We start from the raw sequence: 12,273 nt of genomic DNA on the forward strand, positions 1-12,273 counted from the left end.
CTCGGGCGCGGCGACCGCGATGTTTTCGCAAACCGACTTCACGCACATGGAGCGCGCGCTCGCGCTCGCCTCGCGCGGCATGTACACGACGACGCCCAATCCGCGCGTCGGCTGCGTGCTGGTCAAGAACGGCGAAGTAATCGGCACGGGCTTCACGCAGCCGGCCGGTCTGGATCACGCCGAAGTCCGCGCGCTCAAGGACGCGCGATCGCGCGGCAAGGACCCGCGTGGCGCAACCGCTTACGTCACGCTCGAACCGTGCAGCCATTTCGGGCGCACGCCGCCGTGCGCGCAGGCGCTCATCGACGCGCGCGTGGAAAAAGTGATCGCCGCGATGGAAGATCCGAACCCGACCGTCTCCGGGCGCGGTCTCGTGATGTTGCGCGATGCGGGCATCGACGTGCGCTGCGGTCTGCTCGCGCACGAGGCGCACGAGATGAACATCGGCTTCGTGTCGCGCATGACGCGGCGGCGGCCGTGGGTGCGCATGAAAGTGGCCGCGACGCTCGATGGCCGCACGGGTTTGCCCTCGGGCGAAAGCCAGTGGATCACGGGTGAGGACGCGCGTGCCGACGGCCACGCATGGCGCGCACGCGCCTGCGCCATCCTCACGGGCATAGGCACGGTGCGCGAGGACAACCCGCAACTGACCGTGCGCGCGGTCGAAACGCCGCGCCAGCCGCAGCGCGTTCTGATCGACAGCCGCCTGGACGTGCCGCTCGATGCCCGCATGCTGGAAGGCCCGCCAGCGTGGATCTTCCATTCGGCCAACGCCGATCCCGCGCGCGTCGCGGCGTTGCGTGCGAAGGGCGCGGAGCTGATCGAACTGCCCAACGAACAGGGCAAGGTCGATCTGCCTGCCGTGCTCATCGCGCTCGCGGATCGCGGCATCAACGAATTGCACGTCGAAGCCGGGCACAAGCTCAATGGCTCGCTATTGCGCGAAGGCTGTGTCGATGAACTGCTGGTGTATCTCGCGCCAAGCCTTCTCGGCAGCGCGCCCGGCATGTTCGACTTCGCGCCGCCCGCCACGCTGGATGCGCGCGCGCATCTCAAGTTTCATCGTATAGACCGGCTCGGCGACGACTTGCGCGTTCTTGCGCGTTTCGCCGAGGCAAATGTCACCACCGACGCCTGCTGATCCGCGTGGGTCCGGCCAAGTCAGCTCGTCAAGTTAAAGGAAGCAGTCGATGTTCACAGGAATTGTCAGCGCGGTAGGCCGTATCGACCAAGTCACGCCGCTTGGCGCGGAGCCGGAAGCGGGCGTGCGCCTGACGGTCACGGCAGGCGGTCTCGATCTCGCGGATGTCGAACTGGGCGACAGCATCGCCATTCAGGGCGCGTGCATGACGGTCATTGAAAAGACCGCGAATGCCTTCGATGTCGATGTCTCGCGCGAAAGCCTCAACAAGACGGTCGGACTCGGCCACGCGGGCGACGAAGTCAATCTGGAAAAGGCGTTGCGCGCGCATGACCGGCTGGGCGGTCACTTGGTTTCGGGCCATGTGGATGGCCTTGGCGAAGTGTCGCGCTTCGAACGCGTGGGCGAATCGCACGAATTGCGCGTCGTCGCGCCGAAGGAGATCGGCAAGTACCTGGCCTACAAGGGTTCGGTGACGGTAAATGGCGTGAGCCTCACGGTCAACTCGGTCAGCGACCGCGCCGATGGCTGCGAATTCTCCATCAACCTCATTCCGCATACCGTCGAAGTCACGACGCTCAAGGCGCTCAAGCCGGGCGCGAAGGTCAATCTGGAGATCGACCTGATCGCGCGCTATGTCGAGCGGATGATGAACGCGTCGTGATGCTTTCCGGTCTTGGCGCTTTGGCGCGGCGCGGCTCAGCGCTCGGGGCCCCAGATGTGATCGAAGTCGAAGGAGACTTCCTTGGTGTGGCGAATGGACGTGAGCAGCACCGTGTCGCCAATCAGAAGGTACAGAAGCACGTAGTCTTCGAACACGTGTTCGCGTAGTTCGGCGCGCTTCTTGGCTTCCTCGGTTTCTTCGATAAGCTCTTCGCAGGCCAGTATTGCCTGATAGGTATCGGGATCGGTGTTGAGGAAGACTCGGCCAATTGCCGGAAAGCGCTCGAGCAGAGGCTTTGCCTTTGTCTCCAGCGCTTCGAACATTCGCTCGAAGCTCTCCGGCAGGTCTAAACGAATCCAGTAGCGTTCGATATCCGCGATTCGAGTCTTGAATTTGCTCGAGATGCGGACCGTCGCACGCCTGCGTCCATCATTCGGCATCGGCATTGCTCCCTTGCTGCGCTTTTCTTTCGCGTTCCTCGCGCTCCGCGCGCAAGCGCGCCCGAGTGCGTGCGAAATACTCGCCCGCATCCTCCGTCGGCTCCCCTGCCTTCCACGCCGCGATCGCTTCCTTGGCGTCTTCCAGCAACAGCAAATGAATCCGCGCCCGCTCCGCGCGATAGTAGTGCTCCAGCTTCTCCGTGCTGATCAACGCGACGCTAGCTTCGCCGTTCTTCGTGATGATCTTGTCCGTGCCCTTCTGCACTTCGTCGATGAGCTCCGACAAATTCGCACGCGCCTGCGAAAGGGAGATGACGTCTTTGGGGGTAAAAGCCATTTTAGGCTCCGTGCTATTTAACGTACTCAACATGGTACAGAATTCACACTCGCAAAGGATAACGAATTCGTATCATCTCAGGCCGCATGAGGCCGCGCCAGTCGTCCAGAAGGAATAGGAAAAATCGCCTGTGCAGGCGACGCCGCGATTTCACCGACTGTCCATCATCGGTGGCGTAAAATACGCCCTTTCCCAATCCGGACCCCTTCGGGACGCCATCATGCCGATCGCCACCACTCCAGAGATCATCGCTGAACTGAAAGCCGGGCGGATGGTGATCCTCGTCGACGAGGAAGACCGCGAAAACGAAGGCGACCTCCTCGTCGCAGCCGATTTCGTCACGCCGGAAGCGATCAATTTCATGGCGAAGCACGGTCGCGGCTTGATCTGCCTCACGCTCACGCAAGAGCGCTGCAAGCAACTGAATCTGCCGCTCATGACCCACCGCAACGGCACGCAGTACGGCACCGCGTTCACGGTCAGCATCGAGGCGGCCGAAGGCGTGACCACCGGCATTTCGGCTTCCGACCGCGCGCGCACGGTCGCGGCGGCGGTCGCGCACGACGCGCGCGCCGAGCACATCGTGCAGCCGGGCCACGTGTTCCCAATCATGGCGCAGCCAGGCGGCGTGCTCGTGCGTGCCGGCCACACGGAAGCCGGCTGCGATCTCACCGCGCTCGCGGGCCTCACGCCCGCATCCGTCATCTGCGAAATCATCAAGGACGACGGCGAGATGGCGCGCCTGCCCGACCTCATGGAATTCGCGGATCAGCACGGGCTCAAGATCGGCACCATCGCCGACCTGATCCACTATCGCAGCCGGACGGAATCGATCATCGAAAAGGTCGGCGAGCGCATCATGCAGACCGCTCACGGTTCGTTTCGCGCGGTGCTCTATCGCGACGAGCCGACGCGTTCGCCGCATATCGCGCTCGTGCGCGGCACGCCCTCGCCCGACCGCGAAACGCCGGTGCGCGTGCACGAGCCGCTTTCGGTGCTCGACTTGCTCGAGATCGATTCCTCCACGCATTCATGGACCATCGACGCGGCCATGAAGGAAATCGCCGCGCGCGATCTCGGCGCCATCGTCATGCTCAATTGCGGCGACACCAAGGAACAACTCGTGGACGTGTTCCGCGCGTTCGACGAGAAGGACAAGGCGCTCGAACTGAAGCGCCGTCCCATCGACTTCAAGACTTATGGCATCGGCGCGCAGATCTTGCGCGACCTGGGCGTCGGCAAGATGCAGGTGCTCGCGAATCCGCGCAAGCTCGGCAGCATGTCGGGCTACGGGCTCGAAGTGACCGGCTTCATCGCCATGCCCGGCTGCCCCGCGACCGCTGCGCCCGCGGACACGCCGGTCTCGCATCTGCGCTCTGCCTGAACGCATCAACTCATTCCAAACCAACGGAACTCATTCATGGAAATCGGACAATACCAGCCGAATCTCGACGGTGACGGTCTGCGCATCGGCATCGTGCAGTCGCGCTTCAACGAACCCGTGTGCAATGGCCTTGCCGATGCGTGCATCGAAGAGCTGGAACGCCTCGGCGTGATCGGCGAAGACGTGCTGCTCGTCACCGTGCCGGGCGCGCTCGAAATTCCGCTGGCGCTGCAAAAACTCGCGGAATCCGGCCAGTTCGACGCGCTGATCGCGCTCGGCGCCGTGGTGCGCGGCGAGACGTATCACTTCGAACTGGTTTCGAACGAAAGCGGCTCGGGCATTTCGCGCATTGCGCTCGACTTCGGCGTGCCGGTGGCGAACGCCGTGCTGACGACCGAAAACGACGAACAAGCCGTCGCGCGCATGACGGAAAAAGGCCGCGATGCGGCACGCGTGGCAGTTGAAATGGCGAATCTTTCCGTCGCGCTGGAACAGCTCGGCGGCGACGACGAAGAAGACGAAGACGAGGACCGCGCATGAAGAGCGCTCGACGCCGCTCGCGTGAACTCGCGACGCAAGGGCTTTATCAATGGCTGCTGTCGGGTGCGCCCGGCGGCGAGATCGACGCGCAGTTGCGCAATGCGCAGGGCTTCGACAAGGCCGACCATGAGCATCTGGATGCCATTCTGCACGGCGTGATCAAGGAAGCCGACGTGCTCTCCGAGCAGTTGCAGCCGTGTCTCGACCGGCCTATCGAGCAACTGTCGCCGGTGGAGCGCGCGGTTCTGCTGGTCGCCGCGTTCGAATTCAAGCATCACCTGGACATTCCGTATCGCGTGGTGATTAACGAGGCGGTCGAGCTGACCAAGACGTTCGGCGGTTCGGATGGCTACAAGTACGTGAACGGCGTGCTCGACAAGCTCGCGGTCGCCTTGCGTCCGACCGAGGCGCAGGCGCGCAGATGAACACCGCCACCGAGCCGCTGGTGCGGCTTGCGTCACGGGTCGACGCGATCGAGCCGTTCTACGTGATGGAGTTGATGAAGGACGCGCACGCGCTGGAACGCGCGGGGCGCGACATCATCCATATGGGTATCGGCGAGCCGGATTTTACGGCGCCCGAACCGGTCACGCGCGCCGCCGCAGATGCCTTGCAGCGCGGCGTCACGCAATACACGAATGCGCTCGGCGTGACCGCGTTGCGCGAGGCGATCTCTCAGCACTATCGCGATGCGTTCGGCCTCACGGTCGACCCGCAGCGCATCGTGGTGACGGCGGGTGCATCGGCGGCGCTGTTGCTCGCGTGCATGACGCTCGTCGATCACGGCGACGAAGTGCTGATGCCCGACCCGTGCTATCCGTGCAACCGGCATTTCGTGTCGGCGGCGGACGGCAAGCCCGTGCTGATCCCAAGCGGCCCGGCCGAGCGCTTTCAGTTGACGGCGGCTCACGTCGAGGAATACTGGCGGCCGCAAACGCGCGGCGTATTGCTGGCGTCGCCGTCGAACCCGACGGGCACGTCCATCGCGCCGGATGAACTGAAGCGCATCGCGAATGCGGTGCGTGCGCGCGGCGGCTTCACGATCGTCGACGAGATCTATCAGGGCTTGAGCTACGACGCGAAGCCCATCTCGGCGCTCTCCTTCGGCGACGATGTCGTTACCGTAAACAGCTTTTCGAAATATTTCAGCATGACCGGCTGGCGGCTCGGCTGGCTGGTCGTGCCGCACGCAATGGTTCCGGCAGTCGAGAAGCTCTCGCAGAACCTTTTCATCTGCGCATCGGCGCTGGCGCAGCACGCGGCGCTCGCCTGCTTCGAGCCGGAGACAATCGCGATCTACGAAGCGCGCCGCCTCGAATTCAAGCGCCGGCGCGATTACATCGTGCCGGCGTTGCGTTCGCTGGGCTTTGGCGTGCCGGTCACGCCCGACGGCGCCTTCTACGTCTATGCGGACACGATGAGCGTCGCGCACCCCGCAGCCGGCCACAGCGGCGCGCTCACGCAATCGATGCTTCACGATGCAGGCGTCGTGCTCGTACCAGGCGCCGATTTCGGCTTTCATGCGCCCGAGCGCTATATCCGGGTTTCATACGCGACGGCGCACGCAAAGCTGGAGGAAGCGGTTCATCGCCTGGGCTCGCTTTTCAGCCGATAAATTTGCAGCGAAGAAAAGCAAAAGGGCACCCGAGGGTGCCTTTTTTACGACTCGACGAAAAAAACTCAGGCGCCGAACTCGGCCGAAGCAACATGCTTCGCTTCACTATCGGTTTCGTCCTGCGATTCCGCTTTCTTCTGATTGTCGATGGCCGCATGCACGCGCTTGCTGCCATCCGCCGTGGCGGCCGACGTAGAAGCGAGAACCTGCTTCGGCGCCGCCTGCACGGGCGCTTGGGGCGAGTTGATCGGCACATTGCGGCCACGCGCGACATCGCGCAGACGCGAACGCTCGGCCAGCACCTTCGCGCCGTACCCGCCATCGTCCTGCGTCGACGAACCCACGTAATAACGCAGACCGCCCGCGACCGAACCACCACGCGCGATACAGTCCTTCAGCACCAGCGCCCCGACCTTGATATTCGCGAGCGGATCGAGCGCCGCGTGCGAACCGCCGAAGTACTGGAATTTGTCGGAATGAACCTTCGACATCACCTGCATCAGACCCTGCGCACCCACGCCGCTTTCGGCATACGGATTGAAGCCGGACTCGATCGCCATTACCGAAAGCAACAGCAACGGATCGAGGCCTACTTCGCGGCCGGTATCGAAGGCCGCGCGCACGAGCTCGCTGACCGGGTCCTGCGCCACGCGATATCGCCGCGCGATGAAGCTGGCGACGAGTTGCTGCTCACGCGTCGAGATGAGGACGCGGTCGTCGCGGGCATCGGCGACGACGCGTTGGGCGGGAATCAGACTCGCGAGCATGCCGACGGAGGGCATGGTGCGCGGATCGAGCCCGTTAGGCGATACGGCGAGGCTGATGCCGCCCGTAAGCTGGCGGGCGCTGGCGTCGTCGTAGGTCGCGGCGCCGAGCGACGGAGCGGCGGTTGCGGGCACTTCGCGCGCATCCGCGGCCCGTGCTTTCGACACGAGATTGACAGCCAGATTCGACTCGACCGGCGGCCGATGCACCGCCGCGAACGGCGGCAGCGGCTGCCCCGCGAGCAAGCGAGCCGGACCGGCCTGCACGGCCGCCGAAACGAACGGCATGATTCGTGCGGCGAAGGTCGTACGCCAGGAAGGCAGGAGCCAAAGTGCGAAAGCCGTGATGACGGCGGCGCCGCCGACGAGGCTGAAGAGATGCTGACTCAAACGGCGTCCGCGACGCAGCGCAATGCGCACGATCTGCGCTGCGCGGGTGTCGGAACCCCAGAAAACCGAAGCGTTCATCTATGCTCCCAATGTTGCTTGATTTAACGCAGATGAATACGAATAAAACGCGAATTCAATGCGTAAATCAGACACCGCTCGCTCTCGGCAAGCACAAACGGCATCGGGGAAACGGCATGGAGCCGTCTGGAAAGCCGCCGGTTAAAAAGTTGACCGGAGTGCGCGGCACGAACTGCATGCCATGAATGCGCAGAGGCTTTCCACGCGAAAAACCGGCGCTGGTAACGCCGGCCGTGACAACCAACAGCCATGAATCGCCGGGCATGTTCGGCGCAGGCGACGCATGTGCGTCTGAAAGACCTGAGGCAGCGGTAAAAAGTTTCAAAACCCGCAAAGGATGGCAAAGGATTCTAGCAGGCTTTAATCATCCGTCAATGCTATAGACTTCCGTTTCAATTACTTAAAGTAATAACGAACAGTGTTCAGTTGCCGAAAACCGCGCCAGTTGGGGCATTGGAAGCGGAATTTGCTGAATGTCTCCGAACGCACCGACGCGAGCGCATGTAAAATCGACAATCGTCTGGCGCGCAGCCGTCCCGCCCTTCTGGGCCGTCCTCGAGTCCCTTTCTGATCATCGATGAAATACAAAGATCTGCGCGACTTCACCGCCCGCCTCGAAGCGCTAGGTGAACTGCGCCGTGTTCGGCAGCCCGTTTCCCCCGTTCTCGAAATCACCGAAATTTCCGATCGCGTATTGCGCGCGGGCGGCCCTGCCCTGTTGTTCGAAACGCCAACGGGACATTCCATGCCCGTGCTTGCGAACCTCTTCGGCACGACGCGCCGGGTGGCGCTCGGAATGGGTATCGAAACGCAAGCGCAGAGCGGCGACGATACGGCCCTCGGCAGCGACACCGCCGCGCTCGGCTCGCTGCGCGATGTTGGCCGGCTACTCTCGGCGCTCAAGGAGCCCGAGCCGCCCAAGGGTTTGAAGGACGCGGGCAAGCTGTTGTCGCTTGCCAAGGCCGTTTGGGACATGGCGCCGAAGTCGGTGAATTCGCCGCCTTGCCAGGAAATAGTTTGGGAAGGCAACGATGTCGATCTCGCGCGCTTGCCGATCCAAACCTGCTGGCCCGGCGACGCCGGCCCGCTGCTCACCTGGGGCCTCACCGTCACGCGCGGCCCCAACAAGTCGCGGCAGAATCTCGGCATTTATCGGCAACAGCTGATCGGACGCAATAAACTCATCATGCGATGGCTCGCTCATCGCGGCGGCGCGCTCGACTTTCGCGAATTCGCGCTTGCCAATCCCGGCAAGCCGTATCCCGTGGCGGTCGTGCTCGGCGCCGATCCCGCGACGATCCTCGGCGCCGTCACGCCGGTGCCCGATTCGTTGTCCGAGTATCAGTTCGCGGGGCTGCTGCGCGGCTCGCGCACTGAACTGGCGAAGTGCCTGACGCCTGGCGTCGACACGCTGCAAGTGCCGGCGCGCGCGGAGATCGTGCTCGAAGGCTTCATCCATCCGCAAGACGGCGCGCCGCCGCCTGCCCCTGCGGGCGCGCCGCCGCGTCCGTCCGCGGGGGCATCCGCGAAATACGAACACGCGCTCGAAGGTCCGTACGGCGATCACACCGGCTACTACAACGAACAGGAGTGGTTCCCGGTCTTCACCGTCGAAAAGATCACCATGCGGCGCGACGCCCTCTTCCATTCGACCTATACCGGCAAGCCGCCCGACGAACCGGCCGTGCTCGGCGTCGCGCTCAACGAAGTCTTCGTGCCGCTCCTCCAGAAGCAGTTCACCGAGATCACGGACTTCTATCTGCCGCCAGAAGGCTGCAGTTATCGCATGGCCATCGTGCAGATGAAGAAGAGCTATCCCGGCCACGCCAAGCGCGTGATGTTCGGCGTATGGAGTTTCCTGCGGCAGTTCATGTACACGAAGTTCATCGTCGTGGTCGACGAAGACGTGAACGTGCGCGACTGGAAGGAAGTCATCTGGGCGATCACGACGCGAGTGGACCCCGTGCGCGATACCGTGCTCGTGGACAACACGCCGATCGACTATCTCGACTTCGCGTCGCCCGTGGCGGGGCTCGGCTCGAAGATGGGACTCGACGCGACCAACAAATGGCCCGGCGAGACCATGCGCGAATGGGGCCGCCCGATTGTCATGGACGAAGCCGTCAAGCGCCGCGTCGATACGTTGTGGAGCGAACTCGGCCTCGACACGTCGTCATCGGCGAGAAAAGCATGATCGGGGCGACGGTTTTTCGTGGCGATGTCATCGAGAACACGCATGTGGCGCATGTCGCGGTGGTCGATGCATCCGGGCGCGTGCTGCATTGGTTCGGCGATCCATATCGCGTGACTTTGCCGCGCTCGGCGGCGAAACCCGCGCAGGCGCTGGCCGTGCTCGAAACCGGCGCGCTCGAACGCTTCGGCTTCAGCGAAGAAGATCTGGCGCTGATGTGCGCGTCGCATAACAGCGAAGCGCGTCATATCGAGCGCGCGCGGGCGATGCTCGCGAAAGCCGAAGCAAACGAAGCCGATCTTCGCTGCGGCGGCCATCCGCCCATTTCCGATGCCGTCTTCCGCGACTGGATCAAACGCGATTTCACGCCGACGCCCGTGTGCAGCAATTGTTCCGGCAAGCACGCCGGCATGCTGGCCGGCGCGCGCGCCATGAATGCGCCGCTCGACGGTTATCATCTGCCCGCGCATCCGCTGCAGGCGTGGGTCAAGCGGACGATGGCGCGCGTCGTTGATCTCGCCGACGACGAAGTGCAATGGGCCATCGACGGCTGCAATCTGCCAACGCCCGCCTTCCCGCTCGATCGCCTCGCGCGGCTCTTCGCAAAGATCGCCGATGCGCCGGACGGTACGCCGCTCGCGCGTATCTACGAGGCGATGACGGCGCATCCCGAACTCGTCGCCGGCGAAGGCCGCTTCTGTACGCTGCTGATGCAAACCTTCGGCGGCACGCTCGTCGGCAAGACCGGCGCGGACGCGTGCTACGCCATTGGCGTGCGGCGCCCCGAAGGCACACTCGGCATCGCGGTGAAGGTGGAAGACGGCAACACCGGCGTGCTCAACGCGGTCGTCGTGCATGTACTCGAACGGCTTGGCATAGGCACGGACGAGCAGCTTGGCGCGCTCGCACGCTTTCGCCACCCGCCAATGCGCAACACGGTCGGCGTACCGACCGGCCGCCTCGACATCCACTTCGCGCTACGCGATCACTAAAAAAAAGACGATGCACTCGTGGTCCCTGCTGTCCGACGGCTTCTTTTTGTCGTTGTCGCTGTGTCTGGATATTGGCATTGCCAATGTCGCGATCATTTCGCTCGTGCTGTCGCACGGCTTCAAACCAGGATTCGTGCTCGGCCTCGGGACATGTTTCGGCGATCTCTTCTACGCGGCGCTCGCGCTGGCCGGCATGTCGGCGCTTCTGCAATTCGCGGCCGCGCGATGGGTCGTGTGGATCGGCGGGGCGATCGTGCTTCTGTTCCTCACGTGGAAGATGGCGCGCGAGGCGCTGAATCCCGCATCCGCGCCGCCTGTCGAAGGCGAAGCTGACGACCGTCTGCCACGCCAAAGTCATGCGAAGAGTTTCGTGCGTGGCTGTTTGCTCGCGGTGTCGTCGCCAAGTGCGATTCTCTGGTTCGCGGCCGTGGGCGGCGCGTTGATCGCCAAGGCCGGCGCGACCAGCGCGATGAGCGCGTCCGTGTTCCTGATCGGCTTCTTTTGCGGCGGGCTCGGCTGGACACTCTTCGTCTGCACGCTGGCGAGCCACGGCCGCAAGCGCGCGGGCACGAGCCTGCTGCGCGCGTGTCACGTGCTTTCGGCCGTGCTATTCGCTTATTTCGCGTACAGCGTGATCGTCAATGGTTACCGCGATCTGATCGTGCACGCGCCGGTTTGAGCGGCGCGTGCCTTTCGCGCGATGAGCGAGCCCACGTCAGGCGACGAACTCCGCCAGACGCGCCAGATCGACGTTGCCGCCGCTCACGATCACACCCACGCGCTTGCCTTCCACCGGCACCACTTTTTGCAACACCGCCGCGGCGGCCAGACAGCCGGTCGGCTCGACGACCATCTTCATGCGTTGCGCGAAAAAGCGCAGCGTGTCGATCAACTGGGCGTCGCTCACGGTGACGATGCTGTCCACATGACGCTGGATGATCGGGAAGTTGTATTCGCCGACATGCGTGGAAGCGGCGCCATCGGCGATCGTGCGCGGCACTTCGATATGCACGATCTCGCCGCGCGCGAGTGACTGCTGCGCGTCGTTGCCCGCTTCCGGCTCAACGCCGATCACCTTGCACGACGGGCTGAGCGCGGCAGCGGCGAGAGCGCATCCGCCGATCAGCCCGCCGCCGCCGAGGCAGACGAACAGGTAATCCAGCGGTCCGGTTTCTTCGATCAATTCCTTTGCCGCCGTGCCCTGCCCCGCGATCACATGTGGATGATCGTATGGCGGGATCAGGGTCATGCCGCGTTCCTCTGCGAGCGCGCGGCCGATTTCCTCGCGGTTCTGCGTATAGCGATCGTAGGTGATCACTTCGCCGCCATAGCCGCGCGTCGCGGCCATCTTCGCGGCAGGCGCGTCTTCGGGCATGACGATGGTCGCGCGGATGCCCGCGAGCTTCGCCGACAACGCGATGGCCTGCGCATGATTGCCCGACGAGTACGTGATAACGCCGGCTTTGCGCTGGGCATCGTCGAAATGGGACAACGCGTTATAGGCGCCGCGAAACTTGAACGCGCCCATGCGCTGGAAGTTTTCGCATTTGAAGAAGAGCGACGCGCCCGACATGGCGTCGGCCGTGGTGGACGTGAGAACCGGCGTGCGATGCGCGACGCCTTCGATGCGGCGAGCGGCATCGGCGACGTCTTCGAAGGTAGGTGCGGGAAGTGAGGACATGGGACGAGGACGAGGGGTGAGGAGAGCTGTCATTGTCCCAGTTATGACGCGCTTCT

At 63.7% G+C, this 12,273-nt stretch carries 13 protein-coding genes; 9 read left to right on the top strand and 4 right to left on the bottom strand.

Annotated features, from left to right (window positions below):
• Positions 1-19 precede the first annotated feature (19 nt).
• Together ribD and P9292_RS21705 are read left to right on the top strand one after the other, a co-directional pair.
• Positions 20-1,141, top strand: coding sequence for a bifunctional diaminohydroxyphosphoribosylaminopyrimidine deaminase/5-amino-6-(5-phosphoribosylamino)uracil reductase RibD (gene ribD, locus P9292_RS21700; RefSeq protein ID WP_309961171.1), 1,122 nt, complete (start codon positions 20-22; stop codon positions 1,139-1,141).
• A gap of 49 nt (positions 1,142-1,190) precedes the next feature.
• Positions 1,191-1,805, top strand: a complete 615-nt coding sequence (locus tag P9292_RS21705; RefSeq protein WP_250463953.1) for a riboflavin synthase — start codon at positions 1,191-1,193, stop codon at positions 1,803-1,805.
• 35 nt (positions 1,806-1,840) lie between these two features.
• Here P9292_RS21705 and P9292_RS21710 read toward each other — a convergent pair whose 3' ends face one another.
• Both P9292_RS21710 and P9292_RS21715 read right to left on the bottom strand, forming a co-directional pair.
• Positions 1,841-2,245 carry a hypothetical protein gene (locus tag P9292_RS21710; protein WP_250492032.1) on the bottom strand — a complete coding sequence of 135 codons (405 nt, stop codon included), beginning with the start codon at positions 2,243-2,245 and terminating at the stop codon, positions 1,841-1,843.
• Entirely contained in the window at positions 2,235-2,582 is a 348-nt protein-coding gene (locus P9292_RS21715) for a type II toxin-antitoxin system Phd/YefM family antitoxin (protein WP_250492031.1), read from the bottom strand. The genes P9292_RS21710 and P9292_RS21715 overlap by 11 nt, the downstream gene beginning before the upstream one ends.
• A 220-nt stretch (positions 2,583-2,802) precedes the next feature.
• Here P9292_RS21715 and ribBA point away from each other — a divergent pair, with 220 nt between their 5' ends.
• Genes ribBA through P9292_RS21735 form a run of 4 tightly spaced genes read left to right on the top strand, consistent with a single transcriptional unit; the run spans position 2,803 to position 6,121 of the window.
• Entirely contained in the window at positions 2,803-3,966 is a 1,164-nt protein-coding gene (gene ribBA / locus P9292_RS21720) for a bifunctional 3,4-dihydroxy-2-butanone-4-phosphate synthase/GTP cyclohydrolase II (protein ID WP_244827421.1), read from the top strand.
• A gap of 36 nt (positions 3,967-4,002) precedes the next feature.
• Positions 4,003-4,506 (top strand): 6,7-dimethyl-8-ribityllumazine synthase, encoded by a 504-nt coding sequence (ribH, locus tag P9292_RS21725; RefSeq protein ID WP_244827420.1) that lies wholly within the window; start codon positions 4,003-4,005, stop codon positions 4,504-4,506.
• On the top strand, positions 4,503-4,931 hold the full coding sequence (nusB, locus tag P9292_RS21730; RefSeq protein ID WP_244827419.1) for a transcription antitermination factor NusB: 429 nt from the start codon (positions 4,503-4,505) through the stop codon (positions 4,929-4,931). The genes ribH and nusB overlap by 4 nt, the downstream gene beginning before the upstream one ends.
• Positions 4,928-6,121: a pyridoxal phosphate-dependent aminotransferase gene (locus P9292_RS21735; RefSeq protein ID WP_309961175.1), complete on the top strand. Its 1,194-nt coding sequence runs from the start codon at positions 4,928-4,930 to the stop codon at positions 6,119-6,121. The genes nusB and P9292_RS21735 overlap by 4 nt, the downstream gene beginning before the upstream one ends.
• 65 nt (positions 6,122-6,186) lie before the next feature.
• Here the strand turns inward: P9292_RS21735 and P9292_RS21740 are convergent, their stop codons facing one another.
• Positions 6,187-7,353, bottom strand: coding sequence for a lytic transglycosylase domain-containing protein (locus P9292_RS21740; RefSeq protein ID WP_309961177.1), 1,167 nt, complete (start codon positions 7,351-7,353; stop codon positions 6,187-6,189).
• A gap of 577 nt (positions 7,354-7,930) precedes the next feature.
• On the opposite strand from P9292_RS21740, the gene P9292_RS21745 reads away from it, so the two are divergent.
• Genes P9292_RS21745 through P9292_RS21755 form a run of 3 tightly spaced genes read left to right on the top strand, consistent with a single transcriptional unit; the run spans position 7,931 to position 11,215 of the window.
• The gene (locus P9292_RS21745) at positions 7,931-9,547 is read left to right on the top strand and encodes a UbiD family decarboxylase (RefSeq protein ID WP_309961180.1); all 1,617 of its coding nucleotides are present in this window, start codon (positions 7,931-7,933) and stop codon (positions 9,545-9,547) included.
• Positions 9,544-10,536, top strand: coding sequence for an asparaginase (locus tag P9292_RS21750; protein WP_309961183.1), 993 nt, complete (start codon positions 9,544-9,546; stop codon positions 10,534-10,536). Before P9292_RS21745 ends, P9292_RS21750 begins: the two co-directional genes overlap by 4 nt.
• A 10-nt stretch (positions 10,537-10,546) precedes the next feature.
• Entirely contained in the window at positions 10,547-11,215 is a 669-nt protein-coding gene (locus P9292_RS21755; RefSeq protein WP_309961185.1) for a LysE family transporter, read from the top strand.
• Between the two features lie 36 nt (positions 11,216-11,251).
• Here P9292_RS21755 and P9292_RS21760 read toward each other — a convergent pair whose 3' ends face one another.
• Positions 11,252-12,217 (bottom strand): threo-3-hydroxy-L-aspartate ammonia-lyase, encoded by a 966-nt coding sequence (locus P9292_RS21760; protein WP_250463940.1) that lies wholly within the window; start codon positions 12,215-12,217, stop codon positions 11,252-11,254.
• Between the last annotated feature and the right edge of the window lie 56 nt (positions 12,218-12,273).

Source organism: Caballeronia sp. LZ001, assembly GCF_031450875.1.
Classification (GTDB): Bacteria; Pseudomonadota; Gammaproteobacteria; order Burkholderiales; family Burkholderiaceae; genus Caballeronia.

Coding starts and splice junctions, on each gene's coding strand:
- P9292_RS21755 (WP_309961185.1), top strand. CDS start 10,547: ATGCACTCGTGGTCCCTGCTGTCCGACGGCTTCTTTTTGTCGTTGTCG.
- P9292_RS21735 (WP_309961175.1), top strand. CDS start 4,928: ATGAACACCGCCACCGAGCCGCTGGTGCGGCTTGCGTCACGGGTCGAC.
- P9292_RS21745 (WP_309961180.1), top strand. CDS start 7,931: ATGAAATACAAAGATCTGCGCGACTTCACCGCCCGCCTCGAAGCGCTA.
- ribBA (WP_244827421.1), top strand. CDS start 2,803: ATGCCGATCGCCACCACTCCAGAGATCATCGCTGAACTGAAAGCCGGG.
- ribD (WP_309961171.1), top strand. CDS start 20: ATGTTTTCGCAAACCGACTTCACGCACATGGAGCGCGCGCTCGCGCTC.
- ribH (WP_244827420.1), top strand. CDS start 4,003: ATGGAAATCGGACAATACCAGCCGAATCTCGACGGTGACGGTCTGCGC.
- P9292_RS21760 (WP_250463940.1), bottom strand. CDS start 12,217: ATGTCCTCACTTCCCGCACCTACCTTCGAAGACGTCGCCGATGCCGCT.
- P9292_RS21705 (WP_250463953.1), top strand. CDS start 1,191: ATGTTCACAGGAATTGTCAGCGCGGTAGGCCGTATCGACCAAGTCACG.
- P9292_RS21710 (WP_250492032.1), bottom strand. CDS start 2,245: ATGCCGAATGATGGACGCAGGCGTGCGACGGTCCGCATCTCGAGCAAA.
- P9292_RS21715 (WP_250492031.1), bottom strand. CDS start 2,582: ATGGCTTTTACCCCCAAAGACGTCATCTCCCTTTCGCAGGCGCGTGCG.
- nusB (WP_244827419.1), top strand. CDS start 4,503: ATGAAGAGCGCTCGACGCCGCTCGCGTGAACTCGCGACGCAAGGGCTT.
- P9292_RS21740 (WP_309961177.1), bottom strand. CDS start 7,353: ATGAACGCTTCGGTTTTCTGGGGTTCCGACACCCGCGCAGCGCAGATC.
- P9292_RS21750 (WP_309961183.1), top strand. CDS start 9,544: ATGATCGGGGCGACGGTTTTTCGTGGCGATGTCATCGAGAACACGCAT.